The 25,017-nt window shown below is 71.6% G+C and carries 20 protein-coding genes; 6 read left to right on the forward strand and 14 right to left on the reverse strand.

Annotated elements, in window-relative coordinates:
* Positions 1-323: 323 nt before the first annotated feature.
* The 3 genes from ACWCPM_RS27780 to ACWCPM_RS27790 all read right to left on the reverse strand — a co-directional run bounded on the left by ACWCPM_RS27780 (position 324) and on the right by ACWCPM_RS27790 (position 6,187).
* Positions 324-1,769 carry an aldehyde dehydrogenase family protein gene (locus ACWCPM_RS27780; RefSeq protein WP_450978988.1) on the reverse strand — a complete coding sequence of 482 codons (1,446 nt, stop codon included), beginning with the start codon at positions 1,767-1,769 and terminating at the stop codon, positions 324-326.
* A 317-nt stretch (positions 1,770-2,086) separates the two neighbouring features.
* The gene (locus tag ACWCPM_RS27785; protein WP_450978989.1) at positions 2,087-3,655 is read right to left on the reverse strand and encodes a PucR family transcriptional regulator; all 1,569 of its coding nucleotides are present in this window, start codon (positions 3,653-3,655) and stop codon (positions 2,087-2,089) included.
* Between the two features lie 129 nt (positions 3,656-3,784).
* A complete protein-coding gene (locus tag ACWCPM_RS27790; RefSeq protein WP_450978990.1) occupies positions 3,785-6,187 on the reverse strand; it encodes an ATP/GTP-binding protein in 2,403 nt (800 codons plus the stop codon).
* A 283-nt stretch (positions 6,188-6,470) separates the two neighbouring features.
* On the opposite strand from ACWCPM_RS27790, the gene gabT reads away from it, so the two are divergent.
* Both gabT and ACWCPM_RS27800 read left to right on the forward strand, forming a co-directional pair.
* The gene (gabT, locus tag ACWCPM_RS27795; protein ID WP_450978991.1) at positions 6,471-7,805 is read left to right on the forward strand and encodes a 4-aminobutyrate--2-oxoglutarate transaminase; all 1,335 of its coding nucleotides are present in this window, start codon (positions 6,471-6,473) and stop codon (positions 7,803-7,805) included.
* A gap of 403 nt (positions 7,806-8,208) precedes the next feature.
* Positions 8,209-8,892, forward strand: a complete 684-nt coding sequence (locus tag ACWCPM_RS27800; protein WP_450979030.1) for a phosphatase PAP2 family protein — start codon at positions 8,209-8,211, stop codon at positions 8,890-8,892.
* On the opposite strand, the gene ACWCPM_RS27805 is transcribed toward ACWCPM_RS27800, so the two are convergent.
* The 8 genes from ACWCPM_RS27805 to ACWCPM_RS27840 form a co-directional block, all read right to left on the reverse strand.
* Positions 8,831-10,627, reverse strand: coding sequence for a chitinase (locus ACWCPM_RS27805; protein WP_450978992.1), 1,797 nt, complete (start codon positions 10,625-10,627; stop codon positions 8,831-8,833). The genes ACWCPM_RS27800 and ACWCPM_RS27805 overlap by 62 nt on opposite strands.
* Positions 10,628-10,713: 86 nt before the next feature.
* Positions 10,714-11,172 carry a hypothetical protein gene (locus ACWCPM_RS27810; protein WP_450978993.1) on the reverse strand — a complete coding sequence of 153 codons (459 nt, stop codon included), beginning with the start codon at positions 11,170-11,172 and terminating at the stop codon, positions 10,714-10,716.
* Between the two features lie 113 nt (positions 11,173-11,285).
* Positions 11,286-12,716, reverse strand: a complete 1,431-nt coding sequence (locus tag ACWCPM_RS27815; RefSeq protein WP_450978994.1) for an NAD(P)/FAD-dependent oxidoreductase — start codon at positions 12,714-12,716, stop codon at positions 11,286-11,288.
* 65 nt (positions 12,717-12,781) lie between these two features.
* Positions 12,782-13,582 carry an ABC transporter permease gene (locus ACWCPM_RS27820; RefSeq protein WP_450978995.1) on the reverse strand — a complete coding sequence of 267 codons (801 nt, stop codon included), beginning with the start codon at positions 13,580-13,582 and terminating at the stop codon, positions 12,782-12,784.
* Positions 13,583-14,509 (reverse strand): ABC transporter permease, encoded by a 927-nt coding sequence (locus tag ACWCPM_RS27825; protein WP_450978996.1) that lies wholly within the window; start codon positions 14,507-14,509, stop codon positions 13,583-13,585. It abuts the gene before it with no gap.
* Positions 14,509-15,657, reverse strand: a complete 1,149-nt coding sequence (locus tag ACWCPM_RS27830) for an ABC transporter ATP-binding protein (protein WP_450978997.1) — start codon at positions 15,655-15,657, stop codon at positions 14,509-14,511. Before ACWCPM_RS27830 ends, ACWCPM_RS27825 begins: the two co-directional genes overlap by 1 nt.
* Before the next feature lie 8 nt (positions 15,658-15,665).
* Positions 15,666-16,910: a polyamine ABC transporter substrate-binding protein gene (locus ACWCPM_RS27835; protein ID WP_450978998.1), complete on the reverse strand. Its 1,245-nt coding sequence runs from the start codon at positions 16,908-16,910 to the stop codon at positions 15,666-15,668.
* 53 nt (positions 16,911-16,963) lie between these two features.
* A complete protein-coding gene (locus ACWCPM_RS27840) occupies positions 16,964-18,499 on the reverse strand; it encodes a gamma-aminobutyraldehyde dehydrogenase (RefSeq protein WP_450978999.1) in 1,536 nt (511 codons plus the stop codon).
* Positions 18,500-18,710: 211 nt separating this feature from the next.
* Here ACWCPM_RS27840 and ACWCPM_RS27845 point away from each other — a divergent pair, with 211 nt between their 5' ends.
* A complete protein-coding gene (locus ACWCPM_RS27845) occupies positions 18,711-19,325 on the forward strand; it encodes an NADAR family protein (RefSeq protein ID WP_450979000.1) in 615 nt (204 codons plus the stop codon).
* A 51-nt stretch (positions 19,326-19,376) separates the two neighbouring features.
* Here ACWCPM_RS27845 and ACWCPM_RS27850 read toward each other — a convergent pair whose 3' ends face one another.
* Positions 19,377-20,294 (reverse strand): DUF4190 domain-containing protein, encoded by a 918-nt coding sequence (locus tag ACWCPM_RS27850; RefSeq protein WP_450979001.1) that lies wholly within the window; start codon positions 20,292-20,294, stop codon positions 19,377-19,379.
* Between the two features lie 371 nt (positions 20,295-20,665).
* Between ACWCPM_RS27850 and ACWCPM_RS27855 the strand changes: the two genes are divergently transcribed.
* The 3 genes from ACWCPM_RS27855 to ACWCPM_RS27865 all read left to right on the forward strand — a co-directional run bounded on the left by ACWCPM_RS27855 (position 20,666) and on the right by ACWCPM_RS27865 (position 23,305).
* Complete coding sequence (locus ACWCPM_RS27855; protein WP_450979031.1) at positions 20,666-21,811, forward strand: adenosine deaminase; 1,146 nt, start codon at positions 20,666-20,668, stop codon at positions 21,809-21,811.
* A 23-nt stretch (positions 21,812-21,834) separates the two neighbouring features.
* Positions 21,835-22,539, forward strand: coding sequence for a glycerophosphodiester phosphodiesterase (locus ACWCPM_RS27860; RefSeq protein ID WP_450979002.1), 705 nt, complete (start codon positions 21,835-21,837; stop codon positions 22,537-22,539).
* Between the two features lie 235 nt (positions 22,540-22,774).
* Entirely contained in the window at positions 22,775-23,305 is a 531-nt protein-coding gene (locus tag ACWCPM_RS27865; protein WP_450979003.1) for a hypothetical protein, read from the forward strand.
* Between the two features lie 77 nt (positions 23,306-23,382).
* On the opposite strand, the gene ACWCPM_RS27870 is transcribed toward ACWCPM_RS27865, so the two are convergent.
* On the reverse strand, positions 23,383-24,324 hold the full coding sequence (locus tag ACWCPM_RS27870; RefSeq protein WP_450979004.1) for a patatin-like phospholipase family protein: 942 nt from the start codon (positions 24,322-24,324) through the stop codon (positions 23,383-23,385).
* Complete coding sequence (locus ACWCPM_RS27875; RefSeq protein ID WP_450979005.1) at positions 24,267-24,989, reverse strand: fatty acid desaturase; 723 nt, start codon at positions 24,987-24,989, stop codon at positions 24,267-24,269. The genes ACWCPM_RS27870 and ACWCPM_RS27875 overlap by 58 nt, the downstream gene beginning before the upstream one ends.
* Positions 24,990-25,017 lie beyond the last annotated feature (28 nt).

A 25,017-nucleotide genomic window follows, 5' to 3' on the forward strand; every position in this document is an offset into this window, starting at 1 on the left:
CGCCCAGCGCAAAGCCGCCCGGTACATCGGGCGGCTTTGGCGTTTCGGACAACCGGCCGTTCGAGGGCACGGCACACATCGCCGTCAAAGACCGCCCCTTCCGGAGGCGAAGCCCGATGCGAGGAAGGCTGAGGCGACCGTGCTCGAAGGATGGTCGCCCAGGCAGTCTCACACCAACGGCAAAAGCAGCGCGGACAAAGGCGAATGAAGGGGACTCGTCAGGTCGAGGCTTTCACATCGACGACATGGATGTGCGAGCGACGACGCACGACGACGGCCGGAGCCCCCGCACAATCGGGCTCCGGCCGTCGGTTCGGGGAGGGTCAGAGCGCCAGGCCGGTGAGGACCAGGACGCGCTCGTAGGTGTAGTCGTCCATCGCGGAGCGCACGCCCTCGCGGCCCACGCCGGACTGCTTTGCACCGCCGTACGGCATCTGGTCGGCGCGGTAGGACGGGACGTCGCCGATGACGACACCGCCGACCTCCAGGGCGCGGTGGGCGCGGAAGGCGGCCTGGAGGTCGTGGGTGAAGACGCCCGCCTGGAGGCCGTACTTGGAGTCGTTGACGCAGGCCAGGGCCTCCTCCTCGCTGTCCACCTTCCGCACCGTCAGGACCGGTCCGAAGACCTCCTCGCGGGCGAGGGTGGCGTCGGCAGGCACATCGGTGAGGACGGTCGGCGCGTAGGAGGCGCCGTCGCGCTTGCCGCCGGTGAGCAGCTTGGCGCCCGCCCCGACCGCCTCGTCGACCCAGGACTCGACGCGCCGGGCGGCGTCCTCGCTGACCAGCGGGCCGACGTCCGTCCCGGCGTCCGCCGGGTCGCCGCTCACCTGGGCCGCGACGGCGGCGACGATGCGCGGCAGGAGACGGTCGTACACGGCCGCGTCGGCGATCACGCGCTGCACCGAGATGCAGGACTGGCCGCCCTGGCCGTTGGAGAACATCGCGATGCGGTGCGCGGCCCAGTCGAGGTCCTCGTCCGAGGCCCAGTCGGCGAGGACGACGGCCGCGCCGTTGCCGCCCAGCTCCAGGGTGCAGTGCTTGCGCGGGACCGAGTCCATGATCGCGTAGCCGACCTTCTCGGAACCGGTGAAGGAGATGACCGGGAGGCGCTCGTCCTGGACGAGGGCGGGCATGGCCTCGTTGGGCACCGTGAGGATGCTCCAGGAGCCAGCCGGCAGCTCGGTCTCGGCGAGCAGGTCACCGATGATCAGGCCGGAGAGCGGGGTGGCCGGCGCCGGCTTGAGGATGATCGGGGCGCCGGCGGCGATGGCCGGGGCGATCTTGTGGGCGCACAGGTTCAGCGGGAAGTTGAACGGGGCGATACCGAGGACGACACCCTTCGGGAAGCGCCGGGTCAGGGCGAGGCGGCCCTGGCCGCCGGGGTCGGTGTCGAGGCGCTGCGCCTCCCCGCCGTTGAAGCGGCGGGCCTCCTCGGCGGCGAACCGGAACACGGACGCGGCACGGCCCACCTCGCCGCGCGCCCACTTGATCGGCTTGCCGTTCTCGGCGGAGATCAGCTGGGCGATCTCCTCCGTGCGCTCGACCAGGCGCCTGCTGACGTGGTCGAGGGCGGCGGCCCGGACGTGCGCCGGGGTGGCGGCGAACTCGTCCCGCACGGCGTACGCGGCGGCCACGGCCTCCTCGACCTGCGCGGCGGTGGGCACGCTGACCTGGCCGACGAGCCGGCCGTCCCACGGGGAGGTGACGTCGAAGCTGTCCTGGCCGGTGGCCGGGCGGCCGGCGAGCCAGAAGGCGTGGGTGGCGGTCATATGAGTCCCGGCCCTTCCGCGTTGAGGTGTGCGAGGTGTGCGAGGTGTGCGAGGTGTGCGAGGTGTTCGGAGTTCCGCGCTCCGGGTCAACGGTAGGTGTGAGGCGCGAGGGCCGCGGTTGTCCGATCCGTAGCAGTGGCGGACCGGGGCACGCCGGATTGGACTGCCTCAGCACCGACAGGCCGGGTACGCCCGATCGAACCGCCACAGCACCGAGGGCACGGAGACACCCCATCGGACCGCCGTCCTGGGGTCGCCCTGGGGTCGCACAGGGCCTGCCCCGCATCGACGACGCCGATGCGGGGCTCCCGCCGACGTCACTCCGCCGACGTCGCCTTCAGCGCCAGCCACAGCTCCATCCGCACGTCCGGGTCGTCCAGCGACCGGCCGAGGATCTCCTCCACCCGCCGCATCCGGTAACGCAGGGTGTGCCGGTGGACGCCGAGGTCGGCGGCGGCGGCGTCCCACTGGCCGTGCCGGGACAGCCAGGCGCGCAGGGAGGCGACCAGGTCCCCGCGCCCGGTGGCGTCGTGCTCGTGCAGCGCGCGCAGCAGCCCGTCCGCGAAGGCCCGCACCGCGTCGTCGGCGAGGAGCGGCACGACCGACCCCGCCGCGAGCTGCTCGTGCTCGACCAGCACCCGGCCCCGTCGCCTGGCCACCGAGAGCGCCTGCTCGGCCTGCTTGTAGGCGGCGGCCGCCGCGACGGGGCCGGCCGGCGCGGAGAGGCCGACGACGAGATCGCCCTCCTCGCCCGCCGAGGGCTCCTGGCCCGCCCGCGCGGCCTCCCGTCCGGCCGCGTACTCGACGCACGCCCCGACGACGGCGCCCCCGTCCGCGGCCAGCACCACCAGCCGCTCCCCGTCGCCCTCGGGCACGGCCAGCACCGACTCCCCGGACCGGGCGGCGGCGGCCTCGACCGCCTCGGCGATGCCCGCGTGCCCCGAGGCGCAATCGGCGAGGACGATCCGGTACGGCGCGTCGAGGAGGCCGCCGTAGAGGTCACCGGCGACGGCGCGGGCGTGGTCGGGCTGACCGGCGAGGAGCATCCGCAGCACGGCCGCCCCGATCCGCTGCTCGGCGGCCTGCAGCGAGCGGGAGCGCTCGGTGGTCAGCGTGAGCAGGGCGATCGCGGAGTGGAGGGCGTAGCGCTCGGCGGTGCCGGGGGCGGCGGCGGTGCCGACGGCGAGGGCCGCGCGGGGGCGGCGGCCGGTGCCGATGGTGTGCAGCTCGACGCGGTCCTCGTGCTCGGGTCCGCCGACGACCGAGCTGGCGGGTGCGGCACGCTCCCGCAACCGCTCCACGTCCGCCGTGAGCCGGGCGGCCCGGCGGCCGGCCCAGTCCGGCACGGCGGCGACGACGGCACCGGTGGCGTCGTAGAGCGCCGCCCATCCATCGAGCTGCGCGGCGAGCACGGCGAGCAGTCCCTCGGGGCCCTCGTTCTGCGCCTGCCGGGTCAGCTCCCGCTGGGCGGCGAACCCCGCCGTCACCGCCCGGTACTGGTCGGCGGCGATGGCCGCCGACACGGCCTTGGTGATGGCGAGGAACGGGGTGCGGCGGGGCACCTCCAGCAGGGGCAGGCCCTCCTCCTCGGCCGCGTCGACGAGCGCCTTGGGGGTCTCGTCGTAGTTCACGCCGACGGCGAAGCCGAGACCGACGACCCCCGCACCGGCCAGTCGCTTCACGTAGCGGCGCATGGCCTGCGGGTCCTCGGCGTCCAGCTTGAGCGCGGTGATCAGCAGCAGCTCCCCGCCCTCCATGTAGGGCACGGGGTCGGCGAGCTCGCTGACGTGTGCCCAGCGCACGGGCACGTCGAGACGGCCCTCGCCCGCCCGCACGGTGAGCTTGAGCGCGGAGTGGTGGGCCAGGGAGGCGAGCGTGGGGGGCATGGTGCCTTCAGGTCGGGGGGTTTGCGCGGGTGCACGGAGATCGGCTGATCGTTGTGATCTTTTGGCCGCCACGTATGAACGACCTGTGTCGATTCTGCCTTACCGTACGGACCCGGCACCCCGGATTCCTCAGCCGCGCAGATCCACCAGCAGCGGCGGCGCGTGCTCCCCCTCGACGTTCGTCAGCGACAGCACGGCGTGCCCGGGCGGCACCGCGTGCGCCAGCTCGGACGCCGACCAGCGCTCCCGCTCGACCTGCCGGACGGTGACCGAGTCCGTGGTCACCGCCCTGCCCGTCACCAGCTTGCGCAACGCGTGCAAAGCCCGGGTCATCGGCTGGTCGGCGAAGACCGTGTGCTTGGCGACCTCCGTGGTCTCGACCCACTCGGCGCCCCATGCCTGGGCGAACCGGCTGCCGTCCCAGGTGGTGACGCCGCAGAAGGCCATGTGGCAGCCCACGGCACCGTAGAGGGGGCCGTGCAGCGCCTCGGGGACGTCGGCGACGGTACGCAGGGCGAGCAGCACTCCCGCGTTCTGCCCGCGCAGCCCCTGGACGCGGCGCACCGACCGGGCGGTGATCGCGCCGGTCGCGTCGTCGAGGATCAGACAGGCGAAGTGGGCGCGGTGGCCCTCCCGGACGACGGAGGTGAACTGGGCGAGGACCAGCCGGGTGATCAGCCGGCCGGCCTCCTCGTGCCCGCGCTCGGGCAGGTCGATCCGGACCCGCAGGGGGTGGTGGGCGACCGCGCGCAGCGAGAACGGGCGGCTCGGGCCGCCCCCGCCGAAGAAGTCGGCGAACACGGGCCGGTTCAGCAGCCCGAGCCGGTCGGCCAGGACCCGGCCCGCGTCGCCGGGCGCGCCGGTCTGGCGGACCCGTGCGTCGAATTCGCGGATCATGACATCGTTCCCGCTCGCCGCGAGTGCCTCCCGGAGCGCAGCCGACGCCGCACCCTCGCCTTCGAGCAGCTCCCGTAGTTCCGGCAGGGCGGGGAAGCGGCCGTGCACCGCGCGGTACGGGCCGAGCACCTGTGCGAGCGCGGTGGCGGCGCTCTGGGCGCCGACCGTGTCGAGGTCGCCGACCAGCGCCTCGGCGAGCACGGCGGCTGCTTCGTCCGGATCGTCGGACTCGGCGTACGGGTCGAGGTCGTGCACGGAGGAGGGGTCGCCGATCCGTACGATCACGTCGTAGGAGTCGTCCGCGCCGAGCGGGCGCCCGGCGGCGGAGACGGCGACGACGGCGCACCGGTTGGTGAGCGCCTGCAAGGCGAGTGCTTCCGTCACCCGTTCCACGAGACCGGAGGTCTTGCCGGACCCCGCGGGGCCGACGGCGAGCAACGAGGTGCCGAGCGCGTCGAGGGCGAGTGCGGCCTCGGCCTCGGCGTACGGCCGCGGGACCCCTCGGGTCGCCGCCCAGCGGCCGATGCGTACCTGTCCGGCGAGCAGGTCGTGCCGGGCGACGCGGCGGGGCAGGTCCCGGGCACCGGAGGGATGCGTCCAGGCGGCGCCCCCCTGGCGCAGCACGGTGTCGCGGAAGGCGTCCAGGTCGGCCCCGCGCCGCGCGAGGGCGAAGGCCTGCTCGACGCGGACGCAGTCGACGTCGTTCATTCGCCCGCCGGCGACCTCGGCGGTGAGCAGTTCCGCGGCCTCGTGCTGACCGGCGTCACGCAGGTCGGGCCACCGGGACCGGGGGCGGTCCGGCACGGGGGCGTCGGTGGTCCCGGTGGCGCCGGCCCGGCGGGCGGCCATCCGGTCCCGTGCGTACGCCCGCCAGGCACCGAGCCGGGCGAAGGGCAACAGGACGAGCACGGTGACCACCGCGTACAGCGCGTCGATGAAGAACGGCGAGGCCATCAGCTCGTAACTGCCGGAGATCAGCACGGTCAGCGAGAGCAGCGGGGCGACGACCGGCACCGGGGACCAGCCGACACCCGGAAAGGCGTCGGGGAACACCAGGGCGAGCGCGACGAGGGCGAGCAGGAGGGCGAGCAGCGCGCGGGCCGACTGCGACCTGCCGCCCACGTAGTGCCGGACGATCGCGCGCCAGCTCCCGAGCTTGGCCGTCGCGACGACCAGCAGGGCGAAGAGGATGCCGCTGTAGACCACCAGGGCCTCCGCGCCCGGTTTCTGCACCGCCCGGTCATCGAAGGCCTTGGGCGCGGCAAGGGTGCCGCCCCACCACCAGTCGCCCGGCGTGAACAGGCGCAGCGGAAGGTACTGGTACGGAAAGATCCCCCGCTGCAGCAGCGACCACACCGCGATGGCCAGCACCAGGGGGATCAGCATGCCCGCGAGCGTCACCGGAGCGAGCCTGCCGGTGGTGTCCGTCCTGGGCGGACGGTAGCCGTAGCGCCAGATGCCCGGCCCGGCGGCCGGGCGGGCCGCGTCGAGCCAGCCGACGACGGTGGACGCCGGCCGGGGAAGCTGCTGGGGCACGGGGGGCACGCCCGGTGCCCGGCTCGGTGGGGGCGGCATCGTGGGCGGCACGCGGTCGGCATGCGCTCCCCGCGCGTCCAGGTTCCCGTCGCTGTCCATCGCCCTTGCCCCCTGACCGGCCGCTCCGTCCACCATCAGCGAGTCAATCTAACGCCCTCGCAAGGGGAGTTCGGTGATCGCGCGCCGGGGTTCCTTCGGCGGTTTCCCGCCCCGTCATGTCCACCACGGACAAGCCGTCTCGGCGACACCGCCCACATGGAGCATGCCTCCACCCCATTCCCGGCCCTAGCCTGCGAAGAAACAAGGCAAGCGTCCGAAATCCCCACCCGGAACCTCCGGCTCTTCCGGAGCGGCCGGTATGCACGATCATCAGGGAGCCCTCATGACCGCAATCCCGCAGGAGCGCCGCGTCGTCACCGCCATCCCCGGCCCGAAGTCGCAGGAGCTGCAGGCCCGTCGTACCGCAGTGGTCGCCCAGGGCGTGGGCTCCGTACTGCCGGTCTTCACCGCGCGCGCGGGCGGCGGGATCATCGAGGACGTCGACGGCAACCGGCTGATCGACTTCGGTTCCGGCATCGCCGTGACGTCGGTCGGCGCGTCCGCCGAGGCCGTCGTACGCCGTGCGAGCGCCCAGCTCGCCGACTTCACCCACACCTGTTTCATGGTCACGCCGTACGAGGGTTACGTCGAGGTCGCGGAGGCGCTGGCCGAGCTGACGCCGGGCGACCACGCCAAGAAGTCCGCGCTGTTCAACTCCGGCGCCGAGGCGGTCGAGAACGCCGTCAAGATCGCCCGTGCGTACACCAAGCGCCAGGCCGTCGTCGTCTTCGACCACGGCTACCACGGCCGCACCAACCTCACGATGGCGCTGACCTCCAAGAACATGCCGTACAAGCACGGCTTCGGCCCGTTCGCGCCGGAGGTCTACCGCGTGCCGGTGGCCTACGGCTACCGCTGGCCGACCGGGCCGGAGAACGCCGGCCCGGAGGCCGCCAAGCAGGCCATCGACCAGATCAGCAAGCAGGTCGGCGCGGACAACGTCGCCGCGATCATCATCGAGCCGGTGCTCGGCGAGGGCGGCTTCATCGAGCCCGCCAAGGGCTTCCTGCCCGAGATCGTCAAGTTCGCGAACGACAACGGCATCGTCTTCGTGGCCGACGAGATCCAGTCCGGCTTCTGCCGCACCGGCCAGTGGTTCGCCTGCGAGGACGAGGGCATCGTCCCCGACCTGATCACGACCGCCAAGGGCATCGCGGGCGGTCTTCCGCTCGCCGCCGTGACCGGTCGCGCCGAGATCATGGACGCCGCGCACTCCGGCGGCCTGGGCGGCACGTACGGCGGCAACCCGGTCGCCTGCGCCGGCGCGCTCGGCTCGATCGAGACGATGAAGGAGCTGGACCTCAACGCCAAGGCGAAGAACATCGAGGCGATCATGAAGGCCCGCCTCGCCGCCATGGCCGAGAAGTTCGACGTCATCGGCGACATCCGGGGCCGCGGCGCCATGATCGCCATCGAGCTCGTCAAGGACCGCGCCACCAAGGAGCCCGCCGCGGAGGCCACCGCGGCACTCGCCAAGGCCTGCCACGCCGAGGGTCTGGTGGTCCTTACCTGTGGCACCTACGGCAACGTGCTGCGCTTCCTGCCGCCGCTGGTGATCGGCGAGGACCTGCTGAACGAGGGCCTCGACATCATCGAGCAGGCGTTCGCGCGCATCTGAGCACGGGGGCGTTCATCCAGCGCCCCACGGCAGGCCGTGTGAAGAACGTGTGCGAGGTGGATGGCGGGAAGGGAATCCGTCTGTCGCACCCGCTGAGCCTGTCGTAGGTTCTTCTCAGTTGAGAGATACACCCCCACCCGAGGGAAACCGCGGGTGACAGGGCGAGGCCTCCCCAGCTTCGACCTGGTCGTGCCCTCGCGCACACCCCGGAGCCCTCGGCTCCGGATCTCCTCACCGATCGGACGGTCGCCCGCCCCAAACCCCCCGGGGCGTGCGGCGTTCCGGTCCGGACGGCCGCCTGGGAGCGGTACGCCCCTGAAGGGCCGGCGCACACCCCCCCCTTGCGCCGGCCCTTCAGCGTGTGGCCGTCGAGCGTGTCCGGCGTCACCAGTGGTCCAGACCTGTGGTCGGCCCCGCCGACCCACCTGCGAAGCTTGTGCCCGTGCTTCCTCTGCTGCTCGCCCTGCCGGCCGTCCTCTTCGCGCTGATCACCTGGCAGGTCGTCGCCGACGGCCCGCTGGTCCGGCTGGACGAGCGGCTCAGCGGCGCGCTCGTCCGGCCGGACCGGCTCTCCGAGTTCCTCGCCGATCTCGGAAACGTCCAGGTGGCCGTCCCCGTCCTCGTCCTGGTCGCGGCGTACACCGCGCGGCGGGCCCGGCGGGCCGGGGCGGACCGCTGGTGGCTGCCGGGCACGGCCGCCGTCGTGCTGCTGGCCCTGGTGCCCGCCCTGGTGGTCCCCCTGAAGGAACTCACCGACCGTCCCGGCACGCCGGTGGTCCCGCCGGCCACCGGCTACTACCCGTCCGGCCACACCGCGACCGCCGCGATCGCCTACGGCTGCGCGGCCCTGCTCCTCCTCCCCCTGCTGCGCTCCACGGTCGCGCGCCGCGCGCTGCTCGGCGGCTGCGCGGCCGTGGTGCTCGGCGTCTCCTGCGGTCTGGTCCGCCGCGGCTACCACTGGCCACTCGACGTCGTGGCCAGCTGGTGCCTCTGCGCCGTGCTGCTCGTGGGTTACGTCGGACTGCTCAGCCGAAGTAGCCGTCGAACGTCCGCTGGAACTCCCAGTTCGAGAAGCGGTCCCAGTTGATCGACCACGTCATCAGGCCGCGCAGCGTCGGCCAGGTGCCGTGCGTGGCGTACGAGCCGCAGCCGACCCTCTTGGTCAGGCAGTCGAGGGTCTTGACGACCTCGGCGGGCGGGACGTGACCGTTGCCCGCGTTCACGGACGCGGGCATGCCGATCGCGATCTGGTCCGGGCGCAGCGGCGCGAAGACGTTGTTCTGGTCGCCGGCGACGGGGAAGCCGGTGAGCAGCATGTCGGTCATGGCGATGTGGAAGTCGGCGCCGCCCATGGAGTGGTACTGGTTGTCCAGGCCCATGATCGGACCGGAGTTGTAGTCCTGGACGTGCAGCAGGGTGAGGTCGTCGCGCATCGCGTGGATCACCGGGAGGTACGCGCCGGCCCTCGGGTCCTGCCCGCCCCACCTGCCGGTGCCGTAGTACTGGTAGCCGAGCTGGACGAAGAAGGTCTCCGGCGCCATGGTCAGCACGAAGTCGTCGCCGTACCTGGCCTTCAGGGACTTCAGCGCCGAGATCAGGTTCACGATCACCGGTGTCTTCGGGTTCTTGAAGTCGGTGTCGTCGGCGTCCAGGGACAGCGAGTGGCCCTCGAAGTCGATGTCCAGGCCGTCGAGTCCGTACTCGTCGATGATCCTCGACACGGACGAGACGAACATGTCCCGGGCGGCCGTGGTGGTGAGCCGCACCTGGCCGTTCTGGCCGCCGATCGAGATCAGCACCTTCTTGCCGGCCGCCTGCTTGGCCCGGATCGCCGCCTTGAACTCGGCGTCGCTCTCGACGTTCGGGCACTCGGCCACGGGGCAGCGGTCGAAGCGGATGTCCCCGGAGGTGACCGAGGTCGGCTCGCCGAAGGCCAGGTCGATGACGTCCCAGCTGTCGGGGACGTCGGCGAGGCGGGTGTAGCCGGAGCCGTTGGCGAAACTGGCGTGCAGATAGCCGACCAGGGCGTGCGGCGGCAGGCCCGGCGTGCCGCCACCGCCCTGTCCGGTCGTCGCGGTCACGGTCGCCGACCTCGCGGACTCGCCCGCGTCGTTGAGCGCGGCGACCTGGAAGGCGTACGCCGTCGACGGCGTGAGTCCCGACACCGTCGCCGAGGTCCCCGTGACCGTCTGGACCTTGGCCCCGTCGCGGTACACGGCGTAACCGGTCGCGCCGGACGCCGCCGTCCACGACAGCGAGACGCTGGTGGAGGTGACGCTGCCGGTCCTCAGACCCGTCGGCGGGGCGGGCGGCTGCCCGGGGTCCACGGCCGGTCCGACGAGGGTGATGTCGTCGGCGTGATAGGCGCCGGTGCCGTACCAGCCGTGCGTGTAGAGGGTGACGCGGGTGGTGGTCGGGCCCGTACGGAAGGTGGTGGTCAGCTTCTGCCAGTCAGGGGCGGACTGGGTCCAGGTGGAGACGTCGGTGGTGCCGGTGCCGGAGGCCCCGAGGTAGACGTAGGAGCCGCGGACGTGACCGCTGAGGGTGTACGAGGAGTCGGGGCGCACGGTCACCGTCTGCGCGCACCGGGCGTTGTCGCTGCCGGCCGGGGTCGCCTTCAGCGCGGAGGCGCCGCTGCGCACGGGTGAGCCGACGATCGTCCCGGATCCGGCGGAGCAGGTCCAGCCGTCGAGGCCGGACTCGAAGCCGCCGTTTCTGGCGAGGTCCGCGTCGGCCGCACGGGCGGCCGACGAGAGCGCCGTGACGCCGGACAGCGTCAGCGCCGCGGCGGCGAGCAGGGCGAGGGGTCGGAAGCGGTCCACAAGTGCCTCCAGGCAGGGGGGAATTGGAGGGTGGAGCGCCCACAATTTGGTCCAGACCAATTGCTCTTGTCAAGGGTTCCCGTCGGCTATGCCTCCCTCTCCCTCTCGATGGCCAGGCCCGCCGCCGCCTCGTGCATCGCCAGTTCCAGCAGGGCCGGGTCCGTCAGGGTGCCCGAGCCGTCCGGGGGGAACAGCCAGCGCACCCCGCCGGTCGCACGGCCCGGGTACGGGACGACGATCCAGGTGCCGGCCCCGGCGGTGCGGATGCCCGTGCCGATCCATCGCGACGCCGTGCCGGGCGGCACGAAGAACCCCATCCGGGCGTCGCCGAAGTCGACCAGCACCGGGCCGGGCTGGTCGAGGATGCGGGTGAGGACGTCGAGCGTGGGATAGCCGAGCTCGCCCGGCAGGATCAGCACGTCCCAGGCCCGGCCCGCGGGCAGCAGCGCGACCCCCAGGGGGCTGCGCTCCCATTCCCACCGGCAGGCCTCGGGGTCCGGTGCCACGGATGCGAGCCACTCGACCGCCGTCTTCGCCCCAGTCATGAGAAGACCTCCCTCGTTACGCGTCGACGCTGGTCGCGTCACGGGAGAGAGGGAGGTCTGGCCCAGGCATTACGCGGGTTCCGGCACCCCGTTCGAGTGAACCGGATCACACCTCAGCTGTCGAAGCCGAGCCCCGCCCGGTCCATGGCGCGCAGCCACAGATTGCGCCGGCCGCCATGGGCGTCCGCCCTGGCCAGCGACCACTTGGTGAGCGCGATGCCGGCCCACGCGAACGGCTCCGGCGGAAAGGGCAGCGGCTTCCTGCGCACCATCTCCAGCTCCGTGCGCTCGGTCCGCTCCCCCGCCAGCAGGTCCAGCATCACGTCGGCGCCGAAGCGGGTCGCGCCCACGCCGAGGCCCGTGTAGCCCGCCGCGTAGGCGACCTTGCCGTCGTGCGCCGTGCCGAAGAACGCCGAGAAGCGCGAGCAGGTGTCGATCGCGCCGCCCCACGCGTGGGTGAAGCGGACGCCCTCCAGCTGGGGGAAGCAGGTGAAGAAGTGCCGGGCGAGCCTGGCGTAGGTCTCCGGGCGGTCGTCGTACTCGGCGCGCACCCGGCCGCCATAGGGGTAGACCGCGTCGTAACCGCCCCACAGGACGCGGTTGTCGGCGGACAGCCGGAAGTAGTGGAACTGGTTGGCGCTGTCGCCGAGGCCCTGCCGGTTCTTCCAGCCGATCACGCCGAGCTGCCCGGCGGTGAGCGGCTCGGTCATCAGGGCGTAGTCGTAGACCGGCACGGTGTACGGGCGGACCCGCTTGACGAGGCTCGGGAAGATGTTCGTGCCGAGGGCGACCTTGCGGGCGCGTACCCGGCCGTAGGGGGTGCGTACGGCCATTCCGGCGCCGTACGGCCTCAGGGTGAGCGCGGGGGTGTGCTCGAAGACGCGCACGCCGAGGTCGAGGCAGGCGCGCTTGAGGCCCCAGACGAGCCGGGCGGGGTTGAGCATGGCGACGCCGCGGCGGTCCCACAGCCCGGCCCGGAACGTCGGCGAGTCCACCTGGGCCCGTACCGCCTCGGCGTCCAGGAACTCCACGCCGTCCGCGAGGCCCGCGCGCTCCGTCTTCTCGTACCACTGGCGCAGTTCGCGCGCCTGATGAGGCTCGGTGGCGACGTCGAGCTCGCCGGTGCGCTCGAAGTCGCAGTCGATGGCGTACCGGGCGACCGCCTCCTCGATGCCGTCGAGGTTGCGGTCACCCAGCTCCTGGAGCTTGTGGATCTCACCGGGCCAGCGGGTCAGTCCGTTGGGCAGGCCGTGGGTGAGGGAGGCGGCGCAGAAGCCGCCGTTGCGGCCCGAGGCGGCCCAGCCCACCTCGCGGCCCTCCAGCAGGACGACGTCCCGTCCGGGGTCGCGCTCCTTGGCGTTCAGCGCGGTCCACAGGCCGCTGTAGCCGCCGCCGACGACCAGGAGGTCGCAGGTCTCGGCGCCGGTCAGCGCGGGTTCGGGGCGGGGCCTGCCGGGGTCGTCCAGCCAGTACGCGACCGGCTGGGCTTCGGAAAGGGACTTCGTCCAGTTGTCGTTGCCACGGCTCATGGCGCTCGGGGCCATGATTCCAACTCCCTACAAGTAAGTTCCTGAGAATTCTTTTCTGAGAACGCGTTCCTGATAGTGCGTCAGGCCTTCTGGCGCTTTCGGCGGCTGCCGAGGGCCATGGAGGCCAGTACGAACAGTACGGCGATGACGAACATGGCCGTACCGATGACATTGATCTGAACGGGCGTTCCGCGCTGGGCCGAGCCCCAGACGAACATGGGGAAGGTGACGGTCGAGCCCGCGTTGAAATTGGTGATGATGAAGTCGTCGAAGGAGAGGGCGAAGGCCAGCAGCGCGCCCGCGGCGATTCCGGGGGCCGCGATCGGCAGCGTGACCCGGACGAAGGTCTGGAAGGGGCCGGCGTACAGATCGCGCGCGGCCTCCTCCAGCTTCGGGTCCATCGACATCACGCGCGCCTTGACGGCCGTCACGACGAAGCTGAGGCAGAACATGATGTGCGCGATCAGGATCGTCCAGAAGCCCAGCTGGACGCCCATGTTGAGGAAGAGCGTCAGCAGCGAGGCCGCCATGACCACCTCGGGCATGGCCATCGGCAGGAAGATCAGCGAGTTGATGGCCCCCCGCGCGCGGAAGCGGTACCGGACGAGGGCGAAGGCGATCATCGCGCCGAGCAGCGTGGCGCCGAGGGTCGCCCACAGCGCGATCTGGAGGCTGAGGGAGAGCGAGCCGCACAGGTCGGCGACCCCGCACGGGTCCCGCCAGGCGGCCGTGGAGAACTCCTGCCACTCGTAGTTGAAACGGCCCTTCGGCTTGTTGAAGGAGAAGACCGTCACGACGACGTTGGGCAGCAGCAGGAATCCGAGCGTGAACAGCCCGGCGATGACCACGAGATGGCGCTTGAGCCAGTTGACGAGGGCCATTTAGACCAGGTCCTCCGTCCCCGACTTGCGGATGTAGAGAGTCACCATGACGAGAATCGCGAACATCAGGAGGAAGGAGAGGGCGGCGGCCGTCGGATAGTCCAGGACGCGCAGGAACTGCGACTGGATGACGTTTCCGATCATGCGGGTGTCGGTCGAGCCGAGCAGATCGGCGTTCACATAGTCACCGGCGGCCGGGATGAAGGTCAGCAGCGTGCCGGAGACGACACCCGGCATCGACAGCGGGAACGTCACCTTCCGGAAGGTCGTGGACGGCTTGGCGTAGAGGTCGTTCGCCGCCTCGTGCAGCCGGCTGTCGATGCGCTCCAGCGAGGTGTACAGCGGCAGGATCATGAACGGCAGGAAGTTGTACGTCAGACCGCACACCACCGCCAGCGGGGTGGCCAGCACCCGGTCCCCGGCGGTCAGGCCGAGCCAGCTGGTGACGTCCAGGACGTGCAGGGTGTTCAGGGCGCCGACGACCGGGCCGCCGTCCGCGAGGATGGTCTTCCAGGCGAGGGTGCGGATCAGGAAGCTGGTGAAGAACGGCGCGATCACCAGGATCATGATCAGGTTGCGCCAGCGGCCCGCGCGGAACGCGATGAGGTACGCCAGCGGGTAGCCCAGCAGCAGGCACAGGACCGTCGCGGAACCGGCGTAGAGCACCGAGCGCAGGAACTGCGGCCAGTACTCGGTCAGGGCGTTCCAGTAGGTCGCGAAGTGCCAGGTGACCTCGTAGCCCTCCTCCAGGGAGCCCGTCTGCACCGACGTGGAGGCCTGGTAGACCATGGGCAGCGCGAAGAAGACGAGCAACCACAGGATGCCGGGCAGCAGCAGCCAGTACGGGGTGAGCCGGCCGCGCCGGCGGGCCGGCTTCTTCACCGGTACGGGCGCGAGCGGAGGTGGCGCCTCGGTGAGCGTGGACATCAGGCGGCCTCTTCCTCGGTGCCCGCGTCGATGTCCTGGGTCGCGTCCAGTCCGAAGGTGTGCGCCGGGCTCCAGTGCAGGACGACGTCCGCACCTGGCGTGAGCCGGCCGTCGCGCTCGACGTTCTGCACATAGACGGCGAACTCGGGGCAGACGGCGCTGTCGATGACGTACTGCGTGGAGACGCCGATGAAGCCGGCGTCGGCGATCTTGCCGGTGATCCGGTTGCGGCCGGCCGGGATCTCCCCGGCGTCGTCCGCGGGGACGAGGGAGATCTTCTCGGGACGCACGCCGACCAGCACCTTGCCGCCGGTCTGTGTGGAGGCCGTACATCGCCCGACCGGAAGCGTGAGCTTGCCGCCGCCCGCCTTGACGACGATCTCGTCGCCCGACTTGCTGTCGACCTCGGCCTCGATCAGGTTGGAGGTGCCGAGGAAGTTGGCGACGAAGGTGGTGCGCGGATTCTCGTACAGCTCTGCGGGGGCGCCGAGTTGCTCGACCCGGCCCGCGTTCATCACGGCGACGGAGTCGGCCATGGTCATGGCCTCCTCCTGGTCGTGCGTGACGTGGATGAAGGTGATGCCGACCTCGGTCTGGATGCGCTTGAGCTCCAACTGCATCTGGCGTCGCAGCTTGAGGTCGAGGGCGCCGAGCGGCTCGTCGAGGAGCAGCACCTCGGGGTGGTTGATCAGGGCGCGGGCGACGGCGACGCGCTGCTGCTGGCCGCCGGAGAGCTGGTGCGGCTTCTTGCGGGCCTGCTCCCCGAGCTGGACCAGGTCGAGCATCTCGTCGACCTGCTTCTTCACCGACTTGATGCCGCGCCGGCGCAGGCCGAAGGCGACGTTCTCGTAGATGTCGAGGTGCGGGAAGAGCGCGTACGACTGAAACACCGTGTTCACCGGCCGCTTGTACGGCGGCAGCGCGGTCACGTCCCGGTCGCCGAGCGAGACGGTGCCGCCCGACGGCTCCTCGAGTCCCGCGATCATCCGCAGGGTGGTGGTCTTGCCGCAGCCCGAGGCGCCGAGCAGGGCGAAGAAGGAGCCCTGCGGGACGGTCAGGTCCAGCGGATGCACGGCGGTGAAGGAGCCGTAGTTCTTGCTGATTCCGGAGAGGCGGACGTCGCCGCCGCTGTCCTTCGTCGTCGTCATCGTCGTCGTCACGCCCCTGTGAGCTTCGCGAACTTCTCTTCGTAGGCCGTCTCTTCCTTCGAGCTCAGGGAGCGGAAGGCGCGAGACTTCGCGGCCATTTCCTTGTCGGGAATGATCAGCGGGTTGTTCGCCGCGTCCGGGTCGATCTCGGCGAGTTCCGCCTTCACCCCGTCGACCGGGCACACGTAGTTGATGTACGCGGCGAGCTGTGCGGCCGGTCCGGGCTCGTAGTAGAAGTCGATGAGCCGCTCGGCGTTGGTCTTGTGGCGGGCCTTGTTGGGCACCAACAGGTTGTCCGTCGACGTCATGTAGCCGCTGTCGGGTATGACGAAGTCGACGTCCGGACTGTCCGCCTTGAGCTGGACGACGTCGCCGGCCCAGGCGATGCAGGCCGCGAAGTCGCCCTTGCTGAGGTCCGAGGTGTAGTCGTTGCCGGTGAACCGGCGGATCTGGCCCCGGTCGACGGCCTTCTGCATCCGGGCGATCGCCGCGTCGAAGTCGTCGTCGCTGAATCTGCCCGGGTCCTTGCCCATGTCCAGCAGGGTCATGCCGACGCTGTCGCGCATCTCGGACAGGAAGCCGACGCGGCCCTTGAGCTTGGGGTTGTCGAGCAGGTCGGAGACGGACCGCACCTCGACGCCGTCCAGCGCCTTCTTGTTGTAGGCGATGACGGTGGAGATGCCGGTCCAGGGGTAGGAGTACGCCCGTCCCGGGTCCCAGTCGGGGCTGCGGAACTGCTGGGAGAGGTTGGCGTACGCGGTGGGCAGGTGGGAGGCGTCCAGTTTCTGCACCCAGCCGAAGCGGATGAGGCGCGCGGCGAGCCAGTCGGTCACGCAGATCAGGTCGCGGCCGGTGGGCTGACCGGCCGCCAACTGCGGCTTGATCTTGCCGAAGAACTCGACGTTGTCGTTGATGTCCTCGGTGTACTTGACGGTGACGCCGGTGCGCTTCTTGAACTCGTCGAGGGTCGGATGGTTCTTGCCGCCCTCGTCGACGTCCATGTACTCGGTCCAGTTGGAGAAGCTGACGGTCTTCTCCTTCGCCGAGTGGTCCTCGGAGGACACTCCGGCGTTCTGCGCCGCGGGCGGGATACCGCAGGCGCTCAGCGCTCCCGTTCCGCCGGCCGCGAGCGCGCCGCCGGCGGAGGCGCGCAGCAGCGAACGGCGGGTGAGGGAGGCCCTGCCGCTGCGGAGGCCGCGCCGCATGGCGGCCACCTGGGCCGCGGACGGGCGGTCGGGCTCGTACTGCTCCATGCGCGTGGTGCCCTTTCGGGAGGGGCGGCCGCGGTGCGGGCGGCCCGTCGTGGTTATCGGTCCCCGAAGATCGTGCGGTGCCAGTCCTTGCGAACGGCCGCCGTATTATCGAACATAACGTGCTTGAGCTGGGTGTACTCGTCGAACGAGTAGATGGACATGTCCTTGCCGAACCCGGATTGCTTGTATCCGCCGTGCGGCATCTCGCTGATGATCGGAATGTGGTCGTTCACCCACACACATCCCGCCTTGATCTCACGGGTGGCGCGGTTCGCACGGTAGACGTCACGGCTCCAGGCGGACGCCGCGAGACCGTACGGCGTGTCGTTGGCGAGCCGGATCCCCTCCTCGTCGGTGTCGAAGGGCAGGACGACGAGGACGGGCCCGAAGATCTCGGACTGGACGATCTCGCTGTCCTGCGGCGCGTCCACGACGAGCGTGGGCCGGTAGTAGGCGCCCTCCGCGAGCTCACCCCGGGGCGCCTCGCCACCGGTGACCACGCGCGCGTAGGCACGCGCCCGGTCGACGAAACCGGCGACGCGGTCCCGTTGGGCGTGCGAGATCAGCGGCCCGAGATCGGTGCCCTCGGCGAACGGGTCGCCGAGCCGGACGCTCTCCATGAGGGCGGCGGTCCGCTCCACGAACGCCTCGTAGAGGGGCCGCTGCACATACGCGCGCGTCGCGGCCGTGCAGTCCTGGCCGGTGTTGATCAGCGCGCCCGCGACCGCGCCGTTGGCGGCGGCCTCCAGATCCGCGTCGTCGAAGACCAGGAAGGGCGCCTTGCCGCCCAGCTCCAGGTGGAGCCGCTTGACGGTGGCGGTGGCGATCTCGGCGACGCGCCTGCCGACGGCGGTGGAGCCGGTGAAGGACGTCATCACCACGTCCGGGTGGCCCACAAGGTGCTCCCCGGCCTCCTTGCCGGTACCGGTGACGATGTTGATCACGCCGTCCGGGATCCCGGCCTCGGCGGCGGCCCGCGCGAACATCAGCGAGGTCAGGGGCGTCAGTTCGGCGGGCTTGAGGACGATCGTGTTGCCCGCGGCGATCGCCGGCAGGATCTTCCACGCGGCCATCTGGAGCGGGTAGTTCCACGGCGCGATCGAGCCGACCACGCCGAGGGGCTCGCGTCGGACGTACGAGGTGTGGTCGCCGGAGTACTCCCCGGCCGACCGGCCTTGGAGGTGCCGGGCGGCGCCCGCGAAGAACGCGGTGTTGTCGACCGTGCCCGGCACGTCGAACTCGCGGGACAGCTTGAGGGGTTTGCCGCACTGCAGTGACTCGGCGCGGGCGAAGTCCTCGGCGCGCTCGGCCAGTACGGCGGCGAAGCGGTGCAGGGCGTCGGAGCGCTCGCCGGGGGTGGCGCCGGCCCACGCCGGGAACGCCTCGCGGGCGGCGGCGACGGCGGCGTCCACGTCGTCCGGGCCCGCCAGTTCGTAGGTGAGGACCTCTTCGCCGGTGGCCGGGTCGACGAGCGTGTGCCGGCGTCCCGAGGTGCCCTTCGCCAGGCGGCCCGCGACGTACTGGGCGCCGTCCGCGAACCGGTCCTGGGCGGGGAATCGTTCCGGGGTGCCGTTGCCCGGGTTGTGCATGTCGCTCTCCTCCGCCGTCGCCCCCGCTGTCCCTCAGAGCGGGTGGTGTAGCTCCAGCTCGAATGAGTGCCGATCCTGACAGAGGGGTGGTCGTCCAACAAGTGATTCCGTTGTTGCCTTTTGGTTAAGCGACGGAATCTGTCGACCAGATGACGAGTCGGCGCCGAAAAGGAGGGACGGAGTGTCAGTGGTGCCTGCCAGACTCCCCTGCATGGAGAGCATCAGGGGAGTGATCGATTCCCGGGACGCGCTGGTCAGGGAGGTCCGTGCGGGTGTCCACCTCAAGTATCTGCACTTCTGGGGACACCGGCCGCGCGCGGACGGACGGGTCGGCGCGAGCTGTCTGAGTCAGTGGTGGCCGTCGCCGTTCACGGTGGACGGAGTGGAGTACGCGACGGCGGAGCACTGGATGATGGCCGGCAAGGCGCGGCTCTTCGAGGACGCGGAGGGGGAGCGCCGGGTGCTGGCGGCGGGGCATCCCGCCGAGGCGAAGAAGGCGGGGCGGCTGGTGCGCGGCTTCGACGGCGAGGTCTGGGAGCGCGAGCGGTTCGGGATCGTCGCCGAGGGCAGTTTCCACAAGTTCGCCGCCCACGCCGACCTGCGGGAGTTCCTGCTGGCCACCGGTGACAGAGTCCTGGTGGAGGCGAGCCCGATGGACCGGATCTGGGGAATCGGCCTGGCGGCGGACGACGAGGCCGCGAACGACCCGGAGCGCTGGCGAGGACTGAATCTGCTGGGGTTCGCGCTGATGGTGGCGCGGGAGAGATTGCGTGCGGGGGCGGCGGCCCCGGGCGGTCCCGAGGGTTCCCGCCCCGACGCCTTCTGAACGAGGCGGACACGAGAGGACGCCAGGGGCGACCCGCCCCCCTCGGCGCTGTCAGCCGAACGTCCCTCCGATGACCAGGACGCCCATCACGACCGCCAGGACCATGCCCGCGACACCGCAGATGATGCCCGCCAGGGCCATACCGGGGTTGGTGGCCTCGCCGCGGCTCGCCTTGGCGCGGCCGACGGCGCCGAAGATCACGGCCAGGAGGCCCAGGACGATCGCCACGGGCCAGAGGCAGAAGATGACGACCCCGACGATGCCGACGACCAGGCTGGCGGTGCCCATCCCGTTGCTGGGTTCGGCCGCGCCGCCGGGCCAGCCGTAGTAGCCGGGGGCGCCGTGCGTGTGGTGGCCGCCGTAGACCTGCTGCGGGGGCGCGGGATAGCCGTAGCCGGCCGCCGGATAGCCGTACGGGACATGGCCGGGGCCGTCGGGGGCGATCGGCGGGGGCGGGATGTCCTGGGGACCCGCCACCGGCGCGGCGAAAGGATTACCGGCCACCGGGTTCGGCAGCGGGAAGGACGCGGGCTGCCCGACCGGCGCCGCCCACGGCGAGGACGCGTCCGGAGCCGGGAAGGACGTAACGGTCTGCTGGTCGTGCACGGAGGAAGGGCCCGGAGCGCCGAGGCCGTCCGAGGACACGACGGTCTCGCCGGGTCCCGCCGGGGTGCGGTGTGCCGGAGGCGCCCAGGGGTCGGACACGGGACCGCTCGGCTCCGCCGCGGCCCCCTTGTCCAGCGGGATCGGCGCCTCGTCCTGGCCGACCTCGGGAATCGCGCCCGCGTCCAGCGAGACGTGCGCCGCCTCGGAAGCCGCGTCCTGGGGCCACTGCGGCGGCGTCCACGCACCACCAGGGGCAGGGGCACCACCCGGCACGGCGACACCAGGCGTCGCACCGCTCGCCCCCGCGGTACCGTGCCCGGCGTTGTTCTCCGGCGCGGCCGGCGGCTGCGTGTCGTCGGTCATGCGCGGAACCCCCCTCTGTCGAACGTGCCGTCATGCTACGACCCGGCGGCGACCGCCCAGGGGCCGCCCTCCCGCTCCACGACCCGGCGGTGACCGCCTGGCGACCACCCTCCCGCCCCACAACCCGGCGACCACCCTCTCGCCCCACGACCCGACAGCCACCACCTGGGAGCCGCCCTCCTGCCCCAAGGCCCGCAGGACCGCCCGGGAGTCACCTCCCGCCCCACGACCCGACAGCCACCACCCGGGAACCACCCTCCCGCCCCAAGGCCCGACAGCCACCACCCGGCAGCCACCCTCCCGCTCCCGGAAACCCCTTCCGTTCCGTCGCGAGCCGCGGCCTACGATGCTTCCGTACCGCCGATCAGCCGATCACCCGCGTCCCGCCGCCGCGCGCGGCCCGGACGCCGTTCCGGGGAGGAACCTTGACCGACCGCACCACCGCGCCCGTGCCCGCCGGACCCACCGGGTCCGCCGTCTCCGGCGCCCGAGACCTGCACGCCTTCATCGCCGGACTGCCCAAGGCCGAACTGCACGTGCACCACGTCGGCTCCGCCTCCCCCCGGATCGTCGCCGAGCTCGCCGCCCGCCACCCCGACTCCAAGGTGCCCACGGACCCCGAGGCCCTGGTCGACTACTTCACCTTCACCGACTTCGCCCACTTCATCGAGGTGTACCTGTCGGTCGTCGACCTGATCCGCACCCCGGAGGACGTCCGGCTGCTGACCTACGAGGTGGCCCGGGACATGGCCCGCCAGCAGGTGCGGTACGCCGAACTGACGATCACCCCCTTCTCCTCCACCCGGCGCGGGATCGACGAGAAGGCGTTCATGGACGCGATAGAGGACGCCCGCAAGGCGGCCGAGGCGGAGTTCGGGACCGTGCTGCGCTGGTGCTTCGACATCCCCGGCGAGGCCGGTCTGGAAGCGGCCGAGGAGACCGCGCGGCTGGCGACCGACGACAAGCTGCGCCCCGAGGGCCTGGTCTCCTTCGGCCTCGGCGGACCCGAGATCGGCGTGCCGCGGCCGCAGTTCGAGCCGCACTTCGACCGGGCCATCGCCGCCGGGCTGCACTCCGTGCCGCACGCCGGTGAGACGACCGGCCCGGAGACGGTGTGGGACGCGCTGACCCATCTGCGCGCCGAGCGCATCGGTCACGGCACCAGTTCCGCGCGGGACCCGAAGCTGCTGGCGCACCTCGCCGAGCACCGGATCGCGCTGGAGGTGTGCCCGACCTCCAACATCGCCACCCGTGCCGTGCGCACCCTCGACGAGCATCCCCTCGCGGAGTTCACGCGGGCGGGCGTGCTGGTCACCATCAACTCGGACGACCCGCCGATGTTCGGCACCGACCTCAACAACGAGTACGCCGTCGCCGCCCGCCTCCTCGACCTCGACGAGCGCGGTCTGGCGGACCTCGCGGCGAACGCCGTGGAGGCGTCGTTCCTGGACGAGGCCGGCAAGGGCCGCCTCAGGGTCGAGATCGACACGTACACCTCGGCGTGGCTCGCGCGCTGAGCCGAGCCGACCACAATGGCTCCATGCCGAACGTGACCGCCGTGGCCCACCGCGGTGCCCCCTACCACTTCCGCGAGAACACGATCGACTCCCTGCGTTCCGCGCTCCGACTGGGCGCGGACGCGGTGGAGGTCGACGTGCGGCTGACCCGGGACGGTGTGCCGGTGCTGCTGCACGACGCGACGCTGAAGCGGTTGTGGGAGCACGACCGACCGCTGCTGTCGCTCTCCGCGGACCAGGTGCGGGGGCTGACCTCGGGCCGGGTGCCGACCCTAGCTCAGGCGCTCGCGGCGACCGAGGGACACCGGGTGATGCTCGACCTGCCGGGCGCGCCCGACGTCCGGGCGGCCCGCCGGGTCGTGGACGTCGTACGGGACTGCGGGGCGGCCGAGCGCGTGTACTACTGCGCGGGCGCCACCGCGATGCTCGCGGTCCGGGCCGCCGACCCGGACGCCGAGATCGCCCTCACCTGGACGACCCTCGCCCCGCCGCGCCCGGCGCTGCTGGACGCGGTGCGCCCGCGCTGGCTCAACTACCGCTTCGGCCTGGTGGGCCGCGACCTGTCGGCCCGGATCCACAAGGACGGCTACCTGCTGTCCGTGTGGACGCCGGACACCCGCCGCACCATGCGCCGCCTGCTGGCCCTGGGCGTCGACTCGATCACCACCAACCGCCTCGAAACCCTGTGCGCCCTGCGCACGGCGCGGCCTGCCGCGGCCCTGCGCTGACCGCTCGTACCGCGCACGCGACCGGCGGGCCGCTCGCCGGGGCCGCGGCTCGGCGGGAGATCCGTGACCGCCCGGGGACCGAAGCGCGGAAAGGGTGAGGGAAGCGCCCGCCGACGCCCCGGGACGGGTCGGCCAATTCTACTGACAGACATTCAGGTCGCCCGATAGCATGCCAAATCGTTGGAGCGCCTCTCCGCACCGAGAGTTTGGAAGAGCGTTGGCTGAACCACTGACGATGGCATCGATCGGCGCGGTCGCCCTGAGCGAGGGCATCCGCTTCCTCTACGGTCAGGCCACGGAACTGCTGCGGCGACTGCGCGCCCGGCGCGAGGGCCGGACCGTCGAGGGCGAGATCCTGGTGGACGGCGGGGACGCGCTGGACGGGCCGATCGGGCTGGTGCGGATCGACTACGCACGGGCGGCGGAACAGAACGAGGCGATCCGCGACCTGAGCCGTTCGCTCGGGGAGTACGCGGAGGGCATCGAATCCGTCGATCCGGCGAACACGGACCTGGTGCACTCGGCGCACGCTCTGCGGCAGCTGCTGGAAACGGTCTACGGACGACGCATCACGCTGCGCGGTGAGAGCCGCGAGCGGTCCGGCGCGACCGTCGACGTCGAGATCACCGCCGGCCAGGTCGACGGCTATGTGGCGGCCGTACGGGCGAAGCGTGTCGGGAACGCCGAGGTCAGCGCGCGCGTTCGCGTCGACACCGTCAACTCCGGTGCGGAGACGGTCGGTCTGGAGGTCGACGACCTCGGTTGACGGGGAGCGACCCGGCCCGCCCGACGGGATCCGTGATGCCTCGGGGCGCTGCCGGCGGCGAGCGGCGACGACAAGGCTCAGCCACCGCGGTCGGGCCGCGCCTCCCGCACGTCGCGTGAGAACACCCGGAACACGGCGTCCGCACCGCTGAGGGACGCCTCGGCCAGCATCGCCGCCGATGTGGTGAGGGGTCCTACACCGCAGTCGGTGCGAGGCCGGATGCTCAGCACGGGCGTCCGCGCGGCCTGGTCCGTCCTCTCGCCGACGACGCCTGCGCGACGTGATCGCAGCACCAGCACATGGGTCGCGCCTTCACGGACGGCCCTGGGCAGTGCTATGCGCTCACCGATCGAGCCGTCGATCCAGCGGGCTCGGCGGAACACCACGGGACGGCCCGCCAGGAGCGGTACGCACGCCGACGCCCTGAGCGCGGTCTTCCACTCGGCGGGCGTACGCAGCCCGGAGAACGTCGCCGGCCGTCCCGAGGCCAGGGAAGTGGCGACGAGTCGTACCGAGATGTCGCCGTCACAGACCTCGCCGAAGTCCAGCGGACGTCTACGGGTCAGCACCTCATCCGTCAGGTAGCGCAGGCTCATCAAGGGGCCGGAGCCGGTACGCACCCGCCGGTAGCTGATGAACTGCGCGCCGGAAAGGAACTCCGGATAGATCGACGAGGCTCCCCGCGCGCCCCTGGCCGCGAAGACCAGGGCGGAGAAGGCCCCGGCAGAAGTCCCGTAGACGACGTCGAAACTGTCCCGCAGCCCCAGCTGGTCCAGCGCGTCCACCATGCCGGCGGTGTACGCGCCACGCATCCCTCCTCCCTCCACCACCAGGGCGACTCGGTAAGGGTCCCTGCGTGACGGAGGTCTGCTCCGGCCCCGCCGTCTGCGGAGGATGACGTCCAGGACGTCGTGGCCCCCGCCGACCAGGTCTGCCGTGGGCTCTCCCGCCGGCACGGGAGTCACCGCAGGCGGCGCACTTCGGCGAGCCCGCAGCGCCGAAGCAGGGAGATCAGCCACCAGCCGGGGTCGAGTTCCCCTCTCCTGGCGGCCAGCCGCGCGCTGGCCGGGGACGCGTGATGGTTCGCATGGAGTGACTCGCCGGCGGTCAGGAGAGCGAAGGACCGCAGGTTGCGGCCGATGTGCCCGGAGATCTCGGGCCCCGGCAGATGGCCGAGGCCGTTGACGATCCCCACACCCGCGAGTATCTGGGCGAAGGCGAGCAGGTAGATCCAGAGCGTGTGAACGGGACCGGCCCATGACGCGAAGACGACCAGGGTCAGCGCGATGCCGCCGTACCGTCGGCCGAACGGCATGCGGTCGACGAAGTCGCGCGGAACGTCCTTGGTCAGACGGTCCACCAGAGCGCGGTCCGCACACGCGACCCGGTTCAGCTTCGATCCGCGGAAGGTGACCGCCCAGAGCCCTTCGAAAAGGGGACTGTGCGGATCTCCCTCGGTGTCGGCATGCCGGTGGTGAAGCCGGTGAGCGGCGACCCACTCCCTGGGGTTGCTGCCGAGAAGCAGCCAGATGCTCAGGCGGAACAGGAACCTGACCGCCGGGTGGAGCGTGACCGAGTGGTGCGCCAGACAGCGGTGCAGGTAGACCGACTGGCCGTAGATGACGATCTGACTGAGGATCACCGACAGGACGATGTCCGTCGTGGACGGCAGCCAGCCGTTCACCGGTCTTCACCCCTGTTCCCGCTGGACG

The organism is Streptomyces sp. NPDC002309, from assembly GCF_053593375.1.

What these genes read in the sequence shown, in the direction of transcription:
- ACWCPM_RS27835 (WP_450978998.1), bottom strand. Translation starts at nt 16,910, where the DNA reads ATGGAGCAGTACGAGCCCGACCGCCCGTCCGCGGCCCAGGTGGCCGCC.
- ACWCPM_RS27825 (WP_450978996.1), bottom strand. Translation starts at nt 14,509, where the DNA reads ATGTCCACGCTCACCGAGGCGCCACCTCCGCTCGCGCCCGTACCGGTG.
- ACWCPM_RS27790 (WP_450978990.1), bottom strand. Translation starts at nt 6,187, where the DNA reads ATGGACAGCGACGGGAACCTGGACGCGCGGGGAGCGCATGCCGACCGC.
- ACWCPM_RS27860 (WP_450979002.1), top strand. Translation starts at nt 21,835, where the DNA reads ATGCCGAACGTGACCGCCGTGGCCCACCGCGGTGCCCCCTACCACTTC.
- ACWCPM_RS27785 (WP_450978989.1), bottom strand. Translation starts at nt 3,655, where the DNA reads ATGCCCCCCACGCTCGCCTCCCTGGCCCACCACTCCGCGCTCAAGCTC.
- ACWCPM_RS27845 (WP_450979000.1), top strand. Translation starts at nt 18,711, where the DNA reads ATGGAGAGCATCAGGGGAGTGATCGATTCCCGGGACGCGCTGGTCAGG.
- ACWCPM_RS27810 (WP_450978993.1), bottom strand. Translation starts at nt 11,172, where the DNA reads ATGACTGGGGCGAAGACGGCGGTCGAGTGGCTCGCATCCGTGGCACCG.
- ACWCPM_RS27780 (WP_450978988.1), bottom strand. Translation starts at nt 1,769, where the DNA reads ATGACCGCCACCCACGCCTTCTGGCTCGCCGGCCGCCCGGCCACCGGC.
- ACWCPM_RS27850 (WP_450979001.1), bottom strand. Translation starts at nt 20,294, where the DNA reads ATGACCGACGACACGCAGCCGCCGGCCGCGCCGGAGAACAACGCCGGG.
- ACWCPM_RS27840 (WP_450978999.1), bottom strand. Translation starts at nt 18,499, where the DNA reads ATGCACAACCCGGGCAACGGCACCCCGGAACGATTCCCCGCCCAGGAC.
- gabT (WP_450978991.1), top strand. Translation starts at nt 6,471, where the DNA reads ATGACCGCAATCCCGCAGGAGCGCCGCGTCGTCACCGCCATCCCCGGC.
- ACWCPM_RS27865 (WP_450979003.1), top strand. Translation starts at nt 22,775, where the DNA reads ATGGCATCGATCGGCGCGGTCGCCCTGAGCGAGGGCATCCGCTTCCTC.
- ACWCPM_RS27815 (WP_450978994.1), bottom strand. Translation starts at nt 12,716, where the DNA reads ATGGCCCCGAGCGCCATGAGCCGTGGCAACGACAACTGGACGAAGTCC.
- ACWCPM_RS27820 (WP_450978995.1), bottom strand. Translation starts at nt 13,582, where the DNA reads ATGGCCCTCGTCAACTGGCTCAAGCGCCATCTCGTGGTCATCGCCGGG.
- ACWCPM_RS27830 (WP_450978997.1), bottom strand. Translation starts at nt 15,657, where the DNA reads ATGACGACGACGAAGGACAGCGGCGGCGACGTCCGCCTCTCCGGAATC.